Origin of the sequence: Sulfitobacter sp. G21635-S1 (assembly GCF_027213915.1) — a bacterium.
GTDB lineage: Bacteria > Pseudomonadota > Alphaproteobacteria > Rhodobacterales > Rhodobacteraceae > Sulfitobacter.
Map to the genome: position 1 here is coordinate 92,900 of NZ_JAPWGV010000007.1, position 16,598 is coordinate 109,497.

The 16,598-nt window shown below is 57.9% G+C and carries 19 protein-coding genes; 9 read left to right on the forward strand and 10 right to left on the reverse strand.

Annotation, left to right across the window (positions count from 1 at the left end; translation table 11 throughout):
* Positions 1 to 174: 174 nt before the first annotated feature.
* The 3 genes from O4H53_RS09280 to O4H53_RS09290 form a co-directional block, all read right to left on the reverse strand.
* Complete coding sequence (locus O4H53_RS09280) at positions 175 to 768, reverse strand: Smr/MutS family protein (RefSeq protein WP_269363182.1); 594 nt, start codon at positions 766 to 768, stop codon at positions 175 to 177.
* A complete protein-coding gene (gene mltA / locus O4H53_RS09285) occupies positions 765 to 1,718 on the reverse strand; it encodes a murein transglycosylase A (RefSeq protein WP_269363351.1) in 954 nt (317 codons plus the stop codon). Before mltA ends, O4H53_RS09280 begins: the two co-directional genes overlap by 4 nt.
* A gap of 80 nt (positions 1,719 to 1,798) precedes the next feature.
* Positions 1,799 to 2,458: a Tim44/TimA family putative adaptor protein gene (locus O4H53_RS09290; RefSeq protein ID WP_269363184.1), complete on the reverse strand. Its 660-nt coding sequence runs from the start codon at positions 2,456 to 2,458 to the stop codon at positions 1,799 to 1,801.
* A 104-nt stretch (positions 2,459 to 2,562) separates the two neighbouring features.
* On the opposite strand from O4H53_RS09290, the gene O4H53_RS09295 reads away from it, so the two are divergent.
* Both O4H53_RS09295 and secB read left to right on the forward strand, forming a co-directional pair.
* Positions 2,563 to 3,048 carry an FxsA family protein gene (locus tag O4H53_RS09295; RefSeq protein WP_269363186.1) on the forward strand — a complete coding sequence of 162 codons (486 nt, stop codon included), beginning with the start codon at positions 2,563 to 2,565 and terminating at the stop codon, positions 3,046 to 3,048.
* A gap of 51 nt (positions 3,049 to 3,099) precedes the next feature.
* Positions 3,100 to 3,600: a protein-export chaperone SecB gene (gene secB, locus O4H53_RS09300; protein ID WP_443069597.1), complete on the forward strand. Its 501-nt coding sequence runs from the start codon at positions 3,100 to 3,102 to the stop codon at positions 3,598 to 3,600.
* Here the strand turns inward: secB and dnaQ are convergent.
* The 4 genes from dnaQ to O4H53_RS09320 are packed head-to-tail and all read right to left on the reverse strand — an operon-like array spanning position 3,597 to position 6,295.
* A complete protein-coding gene (gene dnaQ / locus O4H53_RS09305; protein ID WP_269363189.1) occupies positions 3,597 to 4,283 on the reverse strand; it encodes a DNA polymerase III subunit epsilon in 687 nt (228 codons plus the stop codon). The genes secB and dnaQ overlap by 4 nt on opposite strands.
* A complete protein-coding gene (coaE, locus tag O4H53_RS09310; RefSeq protein WP_269363191.1) occupies positions 4,276 to 4,866 on the reverse strand; it encodes a dephospho-CoA kinase in 591 nt (196 codons plus the stop codon). The genes dnaQ and coaE overlap by 8 nt, the downstream gene beginning before the upstream one ends.
* The gene (locus tag O4H53_RS09315) at positions 4,866 to 5,699 is read right to left on the reverse strand and encodes a shikimate dehydrogenase (protein WP_269363192.1); all 834 of its coding nucleotides are present in this window, start codon (positions 5,697 to 5,699) and stop codon (positions 4,866 to 4,868) included. Before O4H53_RS09315 ends, coaE begins: the two co-directional genes overlap by 1 nt.
* Positions 5,696 to 6,295 carry a Maf family protein gene (locus tag O4H53_RS09320; RefSeq protein WP_269363193.1) on the reverse strand — a complete coding sequence of 200 codons (600 nt, stop codon included), beginning with the start codon at positions 6,293 to 6,295 and terminating at the stop codon, positions 5,696 to 5,698. The genes O4H53_RS09315 and O4H53_RS09320 overlap by 4 nt, the downstream gene beginning before the upstream one ends.
* Positions 6,296 to 6,699: 404 nt before the next feature.
* Between O4H53_RS09320 and O4H53_RS09325 the strand changes: the two genes are divergently transcribed.
* From O4H53_RS09325 to O4H53_RS09355, 7 genes are all read left to right on the forward strand, one after another.
* The gene (locus O4H53_RS09325) at positions 6,700 to 7,149 is read left to right on the forward strand and encodes a CopD family protein (protein WP_269363195.1); all 450 of its coding nucleotides are present in this window, start codon (positions 6,700 to 6,702) and stop codon (positions 7,147 to 7,149) included.
* 129 nt (positions 7,150 to 7,278) lie between these two features.
* Positions 7,279 to 8,550 carry a transcription termination factor Rho gene (rho, locus tag O4H53_RS09330; protein WP_114274041.1) on the forward strand — a complete coding sequence of 424 codons (1,272 nt, stop codon included), beginning with the start codon at positions 7,279 to 7,281 and terminating at the stop codon, positions 8,548 to 8,550.
* Between the two features lie 31 nt (positions 8,551 to 8,581).
* Entirely contained in the window at positions 8,582 to 9,868 is a 1,287-nt protein-coding gene (gene mnmE / locus O4H53_RS09335) for a tRNA uridine-5-carboxymethylaminomethyl(34) synthesis GTPase MnmE (RefSeq protein WP_269363196.1), read from the forward strand.
* Between the two features lie 13 nt (positions 9,869 to 9,881).
* Positions 9,882 to 11,744, forward strand: coding sequence for a tRNA uridine-5-carboxymethylaminomethyl(34) synthesis enzyme MnmG (mnmG, locus tag O4H53_RS09340; protein ID WP_269363198.1), 1,863 nt, complete (start codon positions 9,882 to 9,884; stop codon positions 11,742 to 11,744).
* The gene (gene rsmG / locus O4H53_RS09345; protein WP_269363199.1) at positions 11,741 to 12,349 is read left to right on the forward strand and encodes a 16S rRNA (guanine(527)-N(7))-methyltransferase RsmG; all 609 of its coding nucleotides are present in this window, start codon (positions 11,741 to 11,743) and stop codon (positions 12,347 to 12,349) included. Before mnmG ends, rsmG begins: the two co-directional genes overlap by 4 nt.
* Positions 12,342 to 13,142, forward strand: coding sequence for a ParA family protein (locus O4H53_RS09350; RefSeq protein ID WP_269363200.1), 801 nt, complete (start codon positions 12,342 to 12,344; stop codon positions 13,140 to 13,142). The genes rsmG and O4H53_RS09350 overlap by 8 nt, the downstream gene beginning before the upstream one ends.
* A gap of 9 nt (positions 13,143 to 13,151) precedes the next feature.
* Positions 13,152 to 14,051 (forward strand): ParB/RepB/Spo0J family partition protein, encoded by a 900-nt coding sequence (locus O4H53_RS09355; RefSeq protein ID WP_269363202.1) that lies wholly within the window; start codon positions 13,152 to 13,154, stop codon positions 14,049 to 14,051.
* Here O4H53_RS09355 and hemW read toward each other — a convergent pair.
* From hemW to rph, 3 genes are read right to left on the reverse strand one after another with little or no spacing between them, the layout of a single operon-like run.
* Positions 14,048 to 15,205 carry a radical SAM family heme chaperone HemW gene (gene hemW, locus O4H53_RS09360; RefSeq protein ID WP_269363203.1) on the reverse strand — a complete coding sequence of 386 codons (1,158 nt, stop codon included), beginning with the start codon at positions 15,203 to 15,205 and terminating at the stop codon, positions 14,048 to 14,050. The two genes, O4H53_RS09355 and hemW, sit on opposite strands and share 4 nt — an antisense overlap.
* Complete coding sequence (gene rdgB, locus O4H53_RS09365; RefSeq protein ID WP_269363205.1) at positions 15,198 to 15,809, reverse strand: RdgB/HAM1 family non-canonical purine NTP pyrophosphatase; 612 nt, start codon at positions 15,807 to 15,809, stop codon at positions 15,198 to 15,200. The genes hemW and rdgB overlap by 8 nt, the downstream gene beginning before the upstream one ends.
* A complete protein-coding gene (gene rph / locus O4H53_RS09370) occupies positions 15,806 to 16,519 on the reverse strand; it encodes a ribonuclease PH (RefSeq protein WP_269363207.1) in 714 nt (237 codons plus the stop codon). Before rph ends, rdgB begins: the two co-directional genes overlap by 4 nt.
* Positions 16,520 to 16,598: the final 79 nt, after the last annotated feature.

Consider the following 16,598-nt stretch of genomic DNA (forward strand, 5'->3'; position numbering starts at 1 on the left):
TGCAAGCGACCCAAGACGTTGAAATGAAGTGAAATCGCCGCCCTTCGGGTTTGACGGATTTTCCCGCAGTCTGCGTCACATCTGCTTGGAATAGAACCACTATTCCTGCGCAGATGTTCCTGGTCTACGAAAAAATCTGTCAAACTGAGCACATAAGATTAATGGGTCCAGAGCCTAGCGCTGCCGCCGGAGATAGACATAATAGGCACCGCTGCCCCCGTGGCTGATATGCGCCTGGGCGACCTGCAGCACGACGGATGACAGCGGCGGGGACGACAGCCATTGCGGGACCTGGTGGCGCAGCACGCCGTAGCGGACCGGGATTGGCCCGCCATCGTCCCGTTGCTTGCCCTTTCCCGTGATCACAAGGACCAGACGTTTGCCATTGCGATGTGACGTCTGGATGAAGTGCATGAGCGCCGGATGCGCCCGGTCCAGTGTCATGCCGTGCAGGTCGATCCGTCCTTCCGGCCGCAGCTTGCCGCGTTTCAGCTTGCCAAAGGATTTGCTGTCCATCTGCACCGGGGCCGACCGGACCTGATCGGGCAGGGAAGGCATCAGATCATACGTCCTGCGGCGCGGCTTTGGCATGGGTTTTCCCAAAAGCGCGGATCGGCCCCTTTTCAGTGCAGCGGGTGACGGCGGCGGGGCGTCGATTTCCGGCATGAAAAGCGATTTCAGGTCCAGCTTTTCGGTGCGCTCGGTCACCCGACGCCACAATTCCAGGTCGTCGTCGTTCAAACGCGGTTTCCGGGAGCTGCGCTTCATATCGCGCTTTCGGGCAGCAGGGCATAGGCGCGCTGGATCGGCATCAGCACCATCATCCGGCCGGGATCACGCAGCTTGCCAGCCGCCAGACCGGCCTGATCCCCGGTGCCAAAAAAGATATCCGCGCGCTGCGCGCCCTTGATCGCCGATCCGGTATCCTGCGCGATCATCAGGCGATGCAGAGGTTTCTCGCCCTCTTTCTCGATCCAGACCGGCGCACCAAGTCTGACGTAGGCCGGATCGACAGCGATGGAGCGCAGGGTGGTCACGCTTCGGTTCATGGCGCCCAGCGGCCCCTGATCCGCCGGGACCTTGCTGACCTCGCGGAAAAAGACATAGGACGGGTTGTGATACAGCAGTTCGCGTCCGTCCTCCGGATTTCGCCGTACCCAGTTCTTGATCACCTGCGCGCTGACCTGATGCGGCTGGTAGACGCCACGGCGGACCAGTTCCACCCCGATGGATTTGTAAGGATGGCCATTCGCCCCGCGATACCCGACCCGGATATACTTGCCATTCGGCAGCCTGATGCGGCCCGAACCCTGGATCTGCAGAAAAAACAATTCAACAGGGTCATCGACCCAGGCGATTTCCAGACCCCGGCCCGCCATCACATCGCCGTCCAAAATCTCGCGGCGGGTCAGCCAGGGGCTCTGGGCCAGAGCCTCATTCGGCATCTTGTAAATCGGATAGCGAAAGCGCTCGGACCGATAGAGATCACCGTCAAGCTCGGGCTCGAAATACCCGGTGAACAGGGCATCCTGCCCGTCGTCGATCAGCACGGGCCTGAAGAACAGCTCGAAGAACTGGCGCGGTTCGGGGTTGGTCTGCGCAAATCTGCAAACGGCGGTCCAATCCAGATCCTCCAGATCCCGGCAGGTGTTCAGAAAGGTCTTGAGCGCTGCGGCATGGTCATCATCGGCCCAGCCAACCAGCTGATCGAACTCCATCACCTTATAGGAAACATCACTCGCAGAAGCGGGGGTCACTGTTGCAACCCCCGTCCATACCAATGCAAGAACCGCATGGATCAGCCGTCTGTAGAAACCAGCATCCAATTCGGATCATCCGAGCCCATGATGCGCGCAAAAACCCAAGTGTCTTTCTGGCGCTTAATTTCTTTCGTGCTGCCTTCGATAATATCACCGCCCGCATCGCGGACAGCCGAGGTAAGTTCGGCAACAAAGCGAATTTTAAGTTCCGCTTCATTTGTAGCGTCGTCAAGCCTTGCGTCTACCAATTCTGTCTCACGGACACCGATGAAATTCGCCTCGATGGTCAGGCCCTGATCCTCGCGCGCGGCCACGCCGTCGACAAAGCTTTCATAGATTTCTTCACTCAGGAAGGGTTGGATCTGCGCCAGTTCGCCCTTTTCGTAACCCATGACGATCATTTCATAGGCACCGCGCGCGCCGCCCAGAAAATCGCTGACACCAAAGGAGGGTTCAATCCGCTTCATCCGTGCCAGCGCCTTGCCCGCATCGCTGTCTTCGGGAACATGGTCCGCAATATCCAGATCCGGACCGCCTTCGATCACCTCCAGTGCGGGGCCGCCGCGCCGCTGCGAGGTCTGGTCAGCAACAGGCGGCTTTTCAAACCCTTCACGGGTGCCCAGCACATTCTTGAGGCGCAGGATGAGAAATACCGCAATGCCGGCCAAGACCAGTAGCTGTATCATGGGTGAATTCATTGGAACCTCTTGGGGTGAAAACATGGAAACACGATGGCTGAAGACTTATGTAGGTGCTTGACCGGGGCGAGTCCACTCTGCCCCCCATATAAGGAACCTTTCACATGTGGCTATTGATCGCATTCCTCGCCGTCCCCCTGATCGAGATCACCTTGTTCATCCAGATCGGTGGTGCCATCGGCCTGGGCTGGACCCTGGCCATCGTTGTGATCACGGCCATTCTGGGTGCGTCGCTGGCCCGGTCACAGGGTGCCATCGCGATGAGCCAGCTGCGCAGTTCCTTCTCTGACATGCGCGATCCGACCGAACCTCTGGCGCATGGTGCAATGATCCTTTTCGCCGGCGCTTTGTTGCTGACACCGGGGTTTTTCACCGATGCGGTCGGCTTTTCCCTGTTGATCCCCGGCGTGCGCAAGGCCGCGTTCGAGTTTCTGCGCGCCCGCGTCCATGTCCAGAGCTTTTCCACCCATGGAGCCCCGCGCCCGGATCCACACCGGACAAGGGGCGGCGATGTGATCGACGGCGACTATCACGAGATCCCGCAGTCCGATCAGGGGTCACAAAAGCCATCGGGATGGACCAAGCCATAGCGAAGGCATTGAGGGCACTCGCGCAACCTGATAAGTGCGGGTCCAACCAATATTACCGAGGGAATTTCCATGGCCGAAGAAGCAGCTGCACAACCAACCGCACCAACAATGCGCGTGTTGGGCCAATTTATCCGTGACATGTCATTCGAGAACATCATGGCACAGAAAGGGGCACCCACAGATGTGCAGCCCGATGTGCAGGTACAAGTCAATCTGGATGCGAAAAAGCGCCCGGCAGATCACCAGTTCGAATCCGCGATCAAGCTGAATATCACCTCCAAGAACAAGGGCGGCGATCAGACGCTTTTCGTGCTTGAGCTGGATTATGTCGGCATCTTTCACATCGAGAACGTGCCGGACGACCAGATTCACCCGTTCCTGCTGATCGAATGCCCACGGATGATCTTTCCGTTCCTGCGCCGCGTCGTCAGCGACATCACGCGCGATGGCGGCTTCCCGCCGCTGAACCTGGAAAACATCGACTTCATGTCGATGTACCGCAACGAGGTTGCGCGCCGTCAGGCCGAAACGCCGCCCAAGGCAGACGCCTAACCCTTACCCCACATGGCGTCGCCGCCCAGCTTGCCGATGAACTCGGCATGGGCGGCGGCCTCTTTTTCCGACAATCGGGAGGGCAGGGGATTTGCCCTTGGCTTCGGGGTCCATTCGGCCTGCGTTTCCCCTGACGCCGCTTCCGGCTTTGCCGATAGCGCAAAATCCGGCTGCCGCCCGCCGATCAGTTCAAGATAGACCTCCGCCAGAATTTCACTGTCCAGAAGCGCCCCGTGAAGGGTCCGCGATGAATTGTCTATGTTGAAACGCCGGCACAGCGCATCAAGGGACGCGGGCGAGCCGGGGAACCTTTTCCGGGCGATGGCAAGCGTGTCTATGGCCTGCTCCCAGGGGATCTGCGGCAGGTTCATCCATTTCAACTCTGCATTCAGAAACTTGATGTCAAAAGCGGCGTTATGGATCACCAGCTTGGCATCGCCGATGAAATCCAGGAACGCCTGACCGATCTCCGCAAATTTGGGTTTGTCCCGCAGGAAATCATCGCCCAGCCCATGTACCTGAAAAGCCTCGTCAGGCATCGCGCGCTCGGGGTTGATGTATTGGTGATAGGTCCGGCCCGTGGCCATATGGCCCATCAGTTCAACCGCGCCGATTTCGACGATCCTGTCGCCTGTCTCGGGATCGAAACCCGTGGTTTCCGTATCAAGGACAACTTCACGCATTTTTCAACCTCTCCCGAATGTCCTTCACGACATCCTGCACCTGCGCTCTTGCATGTTCGATCGTATCCGTTTCGATCACATAATCCGCTAGGGCGCGTTTTTCTGCCGCCGGCATCTGTTTCGCCTTGATGGCTTCGAACTGGGCAGGGGTCATCGTACCGCGTTCCAGCACCCGTTGCCGCTGTGTCTCATCATCGACGAAAACGCAGACCGTGGCATCGACCCGCGCCTGTCCTCCGGTTTCGAATAGCAGGGGGATGTCCAGAACCACAATATCCGCCGTTGCCTGCTCCAGGAACACGGCACGATCCTGCGCGACAAGCGGATGCACGATGCTTTCGATCTTTTTCAGGGCGTCCGGCGTCTGGCTGATGATCTCTTTCAGGATCAGCCGCGAAACCGCGCCATCCTGAACAGCATCCGGAAAGACCTTCTGTATCGGGGCCACCGCCGCGCCATTCACATCATAAAGCCTGTGTACGGCTGCATCCGCATCCCAGAGGGCACAGCCCTCATCAGCGAACATGCGGGCGGTCGTGGATTTGCCCATGCCAATGGACCCGGTCAGACCAAGTACGAACATCAGCGCAGAACGGCCGCACGGGTTGCGCGGTCCACCTCCGGGCGTTTGCCAAACCAGCGTTCAAACCCCGGCACGGCCTGATGCAGCAACATCCCCAGACCGTCAACAGTGACACATCCCATCTGTTCGGCGGTTTCAAGCAGCCGGGTCTTCAGCGGGGCATATACAAGATCGGTCACCACCGCACCGGGCTGCAGCCCGTCCAGCGGCACCCGCATCTCGCCCTTGCCGATCATGCCGAGCGACGTCGTGTTCACGACAAGATGCGCATGATCCAGCATGTTGCCTGCCTGAACCCAGTCATAGACACGGATTCTGCTGCCGAAATCGGATTTCAGCTTCTCCGCCCTGACGCGGGTACGGTTTGAAAGGAGTATCTCGGGCACGCCGGCATTCAGCAGCGATGCAATCACCGCCCGTGCCGCGCCCCCGGCACCCAGGATCGCCGCCGGGCCGGACTTGGGGTTCCAGTTGGGGGCACCTGCTTTCAGGTTCTCGATAAACCCGTAACCATCTGTGTTATCTGCATGAATCTTGCCATCCTTGCGAAAGATCAGCGTATTCGCCGCACCAATCAGGATTGCGCGATCTGTCACAAGATCAGCTATCTCCATCACCGCTTCCTTATGGGGAATGGTGACATTCACACCGACAAAACCCATCTTTGGCAGCGACCGGACAACGGTCTCAAGATCCTGAACAGAGACATCCATGGGGATGTAATACCCTGGAATTCCATATGTTTTCAGCCAATGCCCCTGCAATTGCGGCGATTTGGAATGTGCAATCGGTGATCCAATCACGCCTGCAAGCGGTATTTTCGGCAATGTCATGTCGTAAGGTCTCCGCGCAAGGCCAGATAGTTCAGGAGTTCCAAAAATGGCATACCCAGAACGTGAAAGTAATCCCCTTCGATGGAGGTGAACAATCGCGATCCTTCCTCTTCCAGTTTGTAACATCCGACGGCATGTCGGATGCTCTCCCAATTGCGGGTCACGTAATCGTCCAAATAGCTGTCTGAAATGTCCCGCATCCGCAGTCTGACCTGCCCGACATGCCGCCATATCGGTTTTCCGCCCTCGCAGATAACAGCCGCGGACAACAACATGTGCCGGTCCCCACGCAGCTGGGTAAGCTGGCGGATCGCATCCTCCTGACTGTCGGGCTTGGACAGCAGCTTTCCCCGGTGATCCAGGACCTGATCACATCCGATGACAAGCGCATCAGGATGTTTGTCGCTGATCTTGCGCGCCTTCATTTCGGCCAGCGTATCAGCGATGTCGCGCGGCGGCGCCTCTTCGGCGATAAGCGCGGACTTGATCATCTCTTCGTCGATCCGGGCAGTTTCGACCGAATGAGGGACGGCGGCCTGTTGCAACAGTTTCGCGCGGATGGACGATCCGGATGCCAGTATGATCGGCTGAGACATGGGGATAACCCTGTGTAAGACGTTAAGGAGTAATTAAGGACTTTTTACCGAGAGCGACAGCCCACCCGCAAACAGCGGGTTCTCCGACGATCTCGCCGCCTTATGCCGTAAAAGTTCCCGCGTGGAAAAGGACAAGTCCGGATCCGGGAGGAATCGGTTTTCGTTAAAATTGTCCTTATGGATATCCACAGGGCCAAACCCGGTGAGACAGGTCACATAGCAGATTCAGGAGTGATTTTTGGCTCTTGACGAGATGTTATGCACACAGCGCCTGAACCGTTATCCGACTGGGGACATCTGCGGGTGAAAGAGAGTAATCCACAGTTTCCCGGCTCCCTACATACTACATCATCTTTCTTCTTTTCTTTATTATTATTAGAAGGGCACAGAAACCGGAGTGGGATATGTCTGACCTTCTAGCCCTCGCCTACCCTTGGACCAAATCGCTGCACATCATCTCCGTGATTTCATGGATGGCTGCGCTGTTCTATCTGCCGCGTCTGTTTGTCCATCATACCGAGAAAGCGGGATTGAGCGGCAGCACCCACGACATTTTCACCCAGATGGAATTCAAGCTGGCAACGGTGATCATGAGACCGGCGATGATCGCAACCTGGGTTTTCGGCCTTGCCCTTGTCTTCACACCGGGGATCGTGGATTGGTCGGCGATCTGGCCCTATACGAAAGCGGCCTGCGTCATCGCGATGACCGGTTTCCATGAATGGCTGATGGCGCGGATGCGGGAGTTTGGCGAGGGGCGGAACCAGTTCACGGGACGGCAATACCGGCTGATGAACGAAGTTCCGACCGTTCTGATGATCGTGATTGTCCTTTCGGTGGTCGTGAAGTTCTGAGCTGATTGACTCCGCGCCTGCCCGGCCCTATATCCCATCGCAACGCCCCGTCCGGGGTGATTGCCTAGCTTCAACATTGCAATGATGACCAGCCAACGCCCTGCGTGTTGCCGCTGAACGGGATTTTCCATGACAACAGATACACTGAACCTTGCCGATCTGAAGGCGCAGACGCCCAAGAACCTTCTCGCCATGGCCGAAGAGCTTGAGATCGAAAACGCCTCCACCATGCGCAAGGGCGAGATGATGTTCCAGATCCTGCGCGAACGCGCGGATGAAGGCTGGGAAATCTCGGGTGATGGTGTGCTTGAGGTGCTTCAGGACGGTTTCGGTTTCCTGCGGTCACCAGAGGCGAACTATCTGCCGGGCCCCGATGACATCTACGTGTCGCCCGACATGATCCGCCAATGGTCGCTGCGGACCGGTGACACCATCGAAGGGCTGATCAAGGCACCTGACGACAACGAGCGTTACTTTGCCCTGACCGAAGTGACCAAGATCAACTTTGAAGAACCGGAGAAGGCGCGCCACAAGGTCGCTTTCGAGAACCTGACACCGCTTTATCCGGATGAGCGCCTGACGATGGAAGTGGACGACCCCACGGTCAAGGACCGGTCAGCCCGGATCATCGACCTGGTATCGCCCATCGGCAAAGGCCAGCGCTGCCTGATCGTTGCCCCGCCGCGGACAGGTAAGACGGTTCTGCTGCAGAACATCGCCAACTCGATCGAGAAGAACCATCCGGAATGCTACCTGATCGTTCTGCTGATCGACGAACGGCCCGAGGAAGTCACCGACATGCAGCGGTCGGTCAAGGGTGAGGTTGTCTCCTCCACCTTCGATGAGCCGGCAACACGCCACGTTGCCGTGTCCGAGATGGTGATCGAAAAGGCAAAGCGGCTGGTCGAGCACAAGCGCGATGTGGTGATCCTGCTCGATTCCATCACCCGCCTTGGCCGTGCGTTCAACACCGTGGTGCCGTCCTCCGGCAAGGTTCTGACCGGTGGTGTGGACGCGAACGCGCTGCAGCGCCCCAAGCGTTTCTTCGGGGCGGCCCGGAACATCGAAGAGGGCGGATCGCTGACCATCATCGCAACCGCGCTGATCGACACCGGCAGCCGGATGGACGAGGTGATCTTTGAAGAATTCAAAGGCACGGGTAACTCTGAAATCGTTCTGGATCGCAAGATTGCGGACAAACGCGTGTTCCCGGCCATCGACATTCTCAAATCGGGCACCCGTAAGGAAGACCTGCTGGTCGAGAAGATCGATCTGCAGAAAACCTTTGTCCTGCGCCGGATTCTGAACCCGATGGGCACCACCGACGCCATCGAGTTCCTGATCGGCAAACTGAAGCAAACCAAGTCGAACTCGGATTTCTTTGATTCAATGAACACCTGAGTTATTATTTAATAACAATAGGTTAAGTGAAATGGACACGATTTTCGCCCAGGCAACTGTCATGGGCCGGGCAGGGGTTGCGGTTGTCCGGGTTTCTGGCCCGGACGCCTTCGCCATAGGTGAATCCCTGGCCGGTTCCCTGCCGGAGCCGCGGCGGTCTGCTGTTCGCAACCTGCATGGGCCGGACGGCTCTCTTCTCGATCAGGCGCTTGTCCTGCGCTTTGCCGGACCGCAGAGTTTCACCGGTGAGGATGTTGTTGAATTTCACCTGCACGGCAGCATCGCGGTCATCCGCGCAGTGCTGCGGTGTTTGGGCGCCTTCCCCAATACCCGTCTTGCCGAACCTGGCGAATTCTCACGACGCGCGCTTGAGAACGGCCGTCTGGATCTGGTGCAGATCGAGGGTCTGGGCGATTTGATCGATGCGGAGACCGAAGCGCAGCGCAAGCAGGCCATGCTTGGATTTTCAGGAAAACTTGGTGAACGGGTAGAGCAATGGCGCCTGGATCTGATCAGATCCGCCTCGCTTTTGACCGTTACCATTGATTTTGCCGATGAAGACGTGCCGATTGACGTCACGCCGGAAGTTACAGCATTGCTGCAGGGGGTCATCCAAGGCATTGACGCCGAAATCGCCGGGGTTGGCGCGGCTGAGCGAATCCGGATGGGGTTCGAGGTGGCAATCATCGGTCCTGCCAACGCCGGGAAGTCGACCTTGCTGAATGCCCTCGCCGGCCGGGATGCTGCGATCACCTCAGAGGTTGCCGGCACGACCCGGGATGTGATCGAGGTGCGCATGGATATCGGCGGTCTGCCGGTGACTTTCCTCGACACCGCCGGTCTGAGGGAGACGGAGGACAGCGTTGAAAAGATCGGTGTTCAAAGGGCTGTGGCGCGGAGCGAGGCGGCAGATCTGCGGGTGTTCCTCTGTGAGGAAGATGAAAAGCTGATGGTGCAACCTTTGCCGGATGACATTCAGGTGCTGCCAAAAGCGGACATGAGGCAGGACAAGACCGGCGCGATTTCAGGCCGAACCGGCGAGGGCCTGTCCGCCTTGATCCAGAAGATTCAGTCCATCCTGGAAGGCCGCGTGCAGAATGCTGGCCTTGCCACCCAGGAACGGCATCGCGTCGCCTTGCTACATGCGCGGGAATCCCTCCAATCTGCAATTGTGATGGCTTCGGGCGGCGCGGACCAGTATGATTTCGCAGCAGAGGAATTGCGGTTGGCGATTCAGGCGTTGGAAAGCCTGATTGGCCGGGTAGATGTTGAAAACTTCCTCGACGAGATTTTTGCGAATTTCTGCATTGGGAAATGATGGAGTGTTTCACGTGAAACATTTTGATGTGATTGTCATTGGCGGTGGCCACGCTGGCGCGGAGGCGGCACATGCTGCTGCGCGTATGGGTGCGGAGACGGCACTTGTCACCATGCGGCGTGAGGATATCGGCGTCATGTCCTGCAACCCGGCCATTGGCGGTCTTGGAAAAGGGCATCTTGTTCGCGAAATTGACGCGATGGACGGCGTGATGGGCCGTGTCGCGGATGAGGCAGGCATTCAGTTCCGCCTGCTGAATCGGCGGAAAGGCCCGGCGGTTCAGGGGCCCAGAACCCAGGCGGATCGCAAGCTGTATCGGCAAGCGATGCTGCGGGAGACTGAAAATCAACCGCATCTGACCATTGTGGAAGGTGAAGTTGTCGATCTGATCATGGAAGGGAAAAGAGCTACCGGTGTTGAACTGGCGACGGGCGCCAAGCTGCAATCTGGTGCAGTTATCCTCACCTCCGGGACTTTCCTGCGCGGGCTTATTCATATCGGCGACGTATCGCATTCCGGCGGCAGAATGGGCGATCGCCCCTCGGTTCGGCTGGCGGAGCGGCTTGACCAGTTTGATCTGCGCATGGGTCGCTTGAAAACAGGGACACCCCCGCGTCTGGATGGGCGCACGATTGACTGGACGGATTTGCAGCTGCAGCCGGGTGACGATGACCCTGTGCTGTTCTCCTTTCTGTCCAATCAGGTAACTGCGCGGCAGATCTCCTGTGGGATCACCCATACAAACGAAGGCACCCACGACATCATCCGCAAAAACCTTGATCGTTCAGCGATGTACGGTGGGATGATCGAAGGAACAGGTCCACGGTATTGCCCCTCCATCGAGGACAAGGTTGTGCGCTTTGCGGAAAAGACCTCGCATCAGATCTTTCTTGAGCCGGAAGGCGTCGATGATCATACGATCTATCCCAACGGGATCTCCACATCGCTGCCCCAAGATGTGCAGGAGGCTTATGTCCGCTCGATCAAAGGGTTGGAGGAGGCGGTTATCCTTCAGCCGGGTTATGCGATCGAATATGATTTCGTCGATCCGCGATCGCTCAAGCCAAGTCTTGAGCTTAAAGATGTGCAGGGGCTCTTCCTTGCCGGCCAGATTAACGGAACCACCGGTTACGAAGAGGCGGCGGCGCAGGGGCTGGTTGCGGGTCTGAATGCGGCGCGATCTGTTCGGCAGCAGCCTGAAATCCTGTTCAGCCGGGCGGAAAGCTACATCGGTGTGATGATCGACGATCTGACGACCCGCGGTGTGACTGAACCCTACAGAATGTTTACCTCCCGGGCCGAGTTCCGGCTTTCGTTGCGCGCTGACAACGCGGATCAGCGGCTGACACCGCTGGCCATCGAGATCGGTTGCGTATCTGATCGGAGAAAAGAGGCTTTTGAACAAAAACTCGGCGACCTGACCAGGACTAAATCCATCCTTGAAGGCCGAAGCTTCACTCCCAAGGAGCTCACGGATATTGACGTCGTGATCAGCCGGGATGGGGGCCGTAGGACCGGCATGCAATTGCTGTCCTTTCCAGATGTTGCGTTCTCCGATCTTGAACCCCTGTTCCCGGAGCTTGAATCGCTCGACGGGTCGATCAAGCAACAAGTCGAATATGACGCGCTTTATGCCAATTACCTCGCCAGACAGCAGAAGGACATTGATGTTCTTCGCAAGGATGAAGGGTTCAAGATTCCCGTTGATTTTGATTACAATGCCCTTGAAGGGCTGTCGAACGAGTTGAAAGGCAAGCTGATTCAGGCGAAACCGGCCAATCTTGCCCAGGCCGCGCGGATCGAGGGGATGACACCTGCCGCCTTGACCCTGTTGCTGTCACGACTGCGGCGACTGGATAACCGGTTGCGGGCATGACATCTTTGGACCGCTTGAATGTTTCACGTGAAACAACGGATCTTCTGACGCAGTTTTCCGAACTGGTTGAACGCTGGACGGTCAGGATCAACCTGATTTCAAAGGCCAGTGTCGATGGCATCTGGGAACGGCACGTTGCTGACTCGGCTCAATTGTTTGAATTGGCGCCTGAATTTGAACATTGGGTGGATTTGGGCAGCGGCGGCGGATTTCCCGGGATTGTCATTGCCATCATCGCGAAAGAGGCGCGGCCGGAGGCCAGGATCACCCTGGTCGAGAGCGATTTGCGCAAGGCAACCTTTCTGAGAACCGCAATCCGGGAACTTGGATTGAACGCAAAGGTGATTGCGGAGCGAATCGAAGAGCTACCGCCTTTGGGCGCCGATGTTCTGTCAGCGCGGGCATTGGCCGATTTGCCGGCCCTCCTGGAGTTCACGGAATTGCACCTGGCAAAGAGCGGGACAGCTATCTTTCCAAAAGGTCAGAACTGGCGAAAAGAGGATGAAGCCGCACGACAATTGTGGTCATATTCCCTGGACCCCGTTAAGAGTAAGACCAGCGCTGAAGCCGCTATTTTGCTGATCAAGGATGTATCGCGTGTCTGACCTGTCCCGTCCCCAAGGGCCGAAAATCATTGCGGTTGCAAACCAGAAAGGCGGGGTCGGAAAGACAACGACCTCCATCAATCTGGCGGCTGCATTGGTCGAAGCCGGCAAACGCGTGCTTGTGGTTGATCTGGATCCGCAGGGGAATGCCTCCACCGGCCTGGGGGTGGAAAGCGATGCGCGTGATTTTACGACCTATGAACTGCTGCTTGAAGACATTTCGCTGAACGAGGTCATTCAGGAGACGGATTTCGAAGGTCTGTACATCGTCCCGGCGACAATTGATCTGAGCTCGGCTGATATCGAACTGATTTCAAATGAAAAACGCAGCTTTCTTTTGCATGATGCGCTCAGGCAGACGGCCATGGACGCCTTTGCTCTGGACTATATCCTGATCGACTGCCCGCCATCACTTAACCTGCTGACAGTCAACGCGATGATCGCGGCGCATTCCATCCTTGTTCCCCTGCAAAGCGAATTTTTCGCCCTTGAAGGGCTTTCTCAGCTGATGCTGACAATCCGCGAGGTCCGGCAAAGCGGAAACAAGGATTTGCGCATCGAAGGCGTGGTTCTGACGATGTACGACAGGCGGAACAACCTGTCGCAACAGGTGGAAAGCGACGCGCGGAACAATCTGGGCGATCTTGTTTTCAAGACTGTCATTCCAAGGAACGTGCGGGTCAGCGAGGCGCCCAGCTTTGCGATGCCGGTCCTTACCTATGACAGCGCGTCAAAAGGCGCATCGGCATATCGTGCGCTTGCAAAAGAACTGATCCATAATAATTCAATCTGAGGAAACGACATGGCAGATAAACAGGAACGGAAACGCGGCTTGGGTCGAGGCCTGTCTGCCCTGATGTCGGATGTCACGGAATCGGAGCGTGTCGCGGCCCAGGGCATTGCAGCGGCAGATCAATTCGTCCCGATTGAGCGGATTTCACCGAACCCGGACCAGCCAAGGAAGCACTTCGAACAGTCGGATTTGAACGATCTTGCATCCTCAATCCGTGAAAAAGGCGTGATTCAGCCGCTTATTGTGCGCGTCCGGTCTGACAACAGTTTTGAAATTGTCGCTGGCGAACGCCGTTGGCGGGCGGCGCAGCTGGCGCAGCTGCATGAACTTCCTGTTATCGTCCGCGATTTTTCGGATGCCGAAGTGCTTGAAGTCGCCATCATCGAGAACATTCAGCGCGCCGACCTGAACGCGATTGAAGAGGCGGCAGGCTACCGGCAATTGATGGACAAGTTTGGCCATACGCAGGAGAAAATGGCAGAGGCCCTGGGCAAGAGCCGCAGCCATATCGCGAACCTTTTGCGGCTGTTGACGCTGCCTGAACCGGTGATCGACATGGTGCGCAGCGGCGACCTCAGCGCGGGTCACGCAAGGGCGCTAATTCCGGCATCGGACCCTTTGAAGTTGGCACAGGCCATTGTCAAAGGTGGTCTGTCTGTACGCGCTGCCGAGGCATTGGTCAGGAATGAGCTGAAGGGAGATGCCGCCCCCACAAAGACGTCGTCAAATGCCGCGTCGCGGGAGGAAAAGGATGCGGATACCAGGGCGCTCGAAGGGGATTTGTCCGCTTCACTTGGTATGAAGGTGACGTTGGATCACAAGCCGGGGCAGGAATCCGGCCAGTTGGCGATCAAATATGACTCACTTGAGCAACTGGATGAGCTTTGCCGCATATTGGGCGGGTCCTAACCGGGCAAAAGGGTCTCAATGACCGAGTTCAGGACCATAAACCCTTGATCTGTAACGGTTATTCTTTCACGCGCCTGATCGAGCATGCCGATCTCTGTTAGGTGGTCCAGGGCGGAGGGGTTCAGAACCTCTCCGGCTAGGGCGGCGTAACGTTTTGGGTCGATCCCTTCCTTCAGCCTCAGACCCATCAGAAGATATTCCGCCGCCTGATCCTTTCCGGACAACAGGCTGCGGGGCTTTTCGGTTGTGAAGTCTTGCACACCATTCAGCCAGCGGTCGGGCTGGCCATAGCATTCCGTCGCCCATTTTTGCCCGTTGATGGTCAGGCGACCATGCGCGCCGGGGCCAATGCCAATGTAGTCGCCATAGCGCCAATAGATCAGGTTGTGCCGGGATTGCGCGCCGTCGCGGGCGTGGTTTGACACCTCATAGGCGGGCATGCCCATGGTGCCACAGATCTCCTGCGTCAGATTATACAGATCTGCGCCGAGGTCTTCGTCGGGCAAGCCGCGCAGCTTGCCCCTGCTGTATCTGTCGCCAAAGGCCGTGCCGTTTTCGATCGTCAGTTGATAGAGAGAAAGATGATCTATCGCGAGGGACAGTGCCTGTTTCAGCTCTGCTTCCCAATCCGCCAGCGACTGGTCCTGCCGGGCATAGATCAGGTCAAAGCTGACGCGGTCAAATTCATTTCGGGCAATGTCAAAAGCGGTCAGCGCCTCTGCCACGTTGTGCAACCGCCCCAGACGTCGCAGGTCCGGATCGTTCAGGGCCTGTATGCCCATTGAAACCCGGTTGATGCCCGCCTGTTTGAAGGCCGCAAACCTGCCTGCCTCGACGGAGCCCGGGTTGGCCTCAAGCGTGATTTCCAGATCATTTGCGGTGGGCCAATGCGCCCGGATCGCCGTGATGATCTCTGCGACCGTTTCCGGTTCCATCAGGCTGGGCGTGCCGCCGCCAAAGAAAACGGCATTCAGCACCCGGCCCCTTGTTTCGGCGGCCGCGCGCTTCAGTTCGACAAGATAGGCATCGCGCCAAGCGGCATGGTCAATCCGGCGGCTGACGTGACTGTTGAAGTCACAATAGGGGCATTTCGCCTCGCAAAAGGGCCAATGGATATAAAGGCCGAAGCCCCCGTTTTGCCAGTCTTCAGTCAAAGCAGCCCGTGATCAGCTTGGCGAAGACATCTGCGCGGTGGCTGATGGCGTTCTTCTGATCGGCGGTCATTTCCGCAAAGGTCTGTTCATGCCCGTCGGGCTGAAACATCGGGTCGTAGCCGTGCCCCAGTTCGCCCCGGATCGGCCACACCAGAGTGCCGTTCACGGTTCCCTCAAAAACCTCGTCGTGGCCATCCGGCCAGGCCAGGACCATCGTGGCGCAAAACCTTGCCCGGCGCGGGTGCGGGGCATTTGCCTTCTCCAGCAGGTCATGGGTCTTGGTCATCGCCATCAGAAAATCACGGCCGTTCGGCGTTTCGGCCCAGTCGGCGGTATAGACGCCGGGGGCATTGTCCAGCGCCTCGACCTCGATTCCGGAATCGTCCGACAGGGCAGGGATGCCGGTGGCCTTCGTGGCTGCGTGGGCCTTGATCCGCGCATTGCCGACAAAGGTATTTTCCGTCTCTTCCGGCTCCGGAAGGTTCATTTCGGCAGCACCGACAACCGAGACGCCGTAAGGCGCGAACAGCTGCTGCACCTCTTCCAGCTTGCCAGCGTTGTGGGTGGCAAAGAGGATCCGGGTCTCGGTGAACTTGCGGGTCATGCGGTGACGGATTTCTGGATGGCGACCAGTTCGGAAACGCCTTTTTCGGCCAGATCCATCAACTGGTTCATTTGATCGCGGGAATAGGTCGATCCCTCCGCGCTCATCTGAATTTCGATCAGCTTGCCGCTGCCGGTCATGATGAAATTGCCGTCCACGCCTGCTTCGGAATCTTCCGGGTAGTCCAGATCAAGAACCGGCTGGCCCGCATAGATGCCGCAGCTGACCGCGGCAACGGGATCGACCAGCGGGTCGGAAATAACATCCCCGGCCTTCATCAGCTTGTTCACCGCAAGACGCAGCGCGATCCAGCCGCCGGTGATGGAGGCGCAACGGGTGCCGCCATCGGCTTGCAGCACGTCGCAGTCGATTGTGATCTGGCGTTCGCCCAGGGCCACGCGGTCGACGCCGGCGCGCAGGGCACGGCCAATCAGGCGCTGGATCTCAACGGTCCGGCCACCTTGCTTGCCCATGGCGGATTCGCGGCGCATCCGCGTGTTGGTCGCGCGGGGCAGCATGCCGTATTCCGCTGTCACCCAGCCCAGCCCGGAGCCCTTGATGAAGGGCGGCACCCGATCCTCGATCGTGGCGGTGCACAGAACATGGGTATCGCCCACCTTGATCAACGCGGATCCTTCCGCATGTTTGGTAAAGCCGACCTCAACAGAGACAGCGCGCATTTCATCGAGTTTCCGGCCTGAAGGTCGCATGTATGATCCTTTTTGAACTGCCTTTGGCATAGCGTCCAGCACTGCAATGATGCAACCCCGATTGACGTTTCCACCAATG

Excerpts from the sequence above, each read along its gene's own strand:
- rdgB (WP_269363205.1), bottom strand. The coding sequence starts at position 15,809 with ATGACCCGCAAGTTCACCGAGACCCGGATCCTCTTTGCCACCCACAAC.
- O4H53_RS09320 (WP_269363193.1), bottom strand. The coding sequence starts at position 6,295 with ATGTCTCAGCCGATCATACTGGCATCCGGATCGTCCATCCGCGCGAAA.
- O4H53_RS09280 (WP_269363182.1), bottom strand. The coding sequence starts at position 768 with ATGAAGCGCAGCTCCCGGAAACCGCGTTTGAACGACGACGACCTGGAA.
- O4H53_RS09295 (WP_269363186.1), top strand. The coding sequence starts at position 2,563 with ATGTGGCTATTGATCGCATTCCTCGCCGTCCCCCTGATCGAGATCACC.
- O4H53_RS09325 (WP_269363195.1), top strand. The coding sequence starts at position 6,700 with ATGTCTGACCTTCTAGCCCTCGCCTACCCTTGGACCAAATCGCTGCAC.
- dnaQ (WP_269363189.1), bottom strand. The coding sequence starts at position 4,283 with ATGCGTGAAGTTGTCCTTGATACGGAAACCACGGGTTTCGATCCCGAG.
- rsmG (WP_269363199.1), top strand. The coding sequence starts at position 11,741 with ATGACATCTTTGGACCGCTTGAATGTTTCACGTGAAACAACGGATCTT.
- coaE (WP_269363191.1), bottom strand. The coding sequence starts at position 4,866 with ATGTTCGTACTTGGTCTGACCGGGTCCATTGGCATGGGCAAATCCACG.
- rph (WP_269363207.1), bottom strand. The coding sequence starts at position 16,519 with ATGCGACCTTCAGGCCGGAAACTCGATGAAATGCGCGCTGTCTCTGTT.
- O4H53_RS09290 (WP_269363184.1), bottom strand. The coding sequence starts at position 2,458 with ATGAATTCACCCATGATACAGCTACTGGTCTTGGCCGGCATTGCGGTA.
- O4H53_RS09355 (WP_269363202.1), top strand. The coding sequence starts at position 13,152 with ATGGCAGATAAACAGGAACGGAAACGCGGCTTGGGTCGAGGCCTGTCT.
- rho (WP_114274041.1), top strand. The coding sequence starts at position 7,279 with ATGACAACAGATACACTGAACCTTGCCGATCTGAAGGCGCAGACGCCC.
- O4H53_RS09315 (WP_269363192.1), bottom strand. The coding sequence starts at position 5,699 with ATGACATTGCCGAAAATACCGCTTGCAGGCGTGATTGGATCACCGATT.
- mnmE (WP_269363196.1), top strand. The coding sequence starts at position 8,582 with ATGGACACGATTTTCGCCCAGGCAACTGTCATGGGCCGGGCAGGGGTT.
- mltA (WP_269363351.1), bottom strand. The coding sequence starts at position 1,718 with ATGGAGTTCGATCAGCTGGTTGGCTGGGCCGATGATGACCATGCCGCA.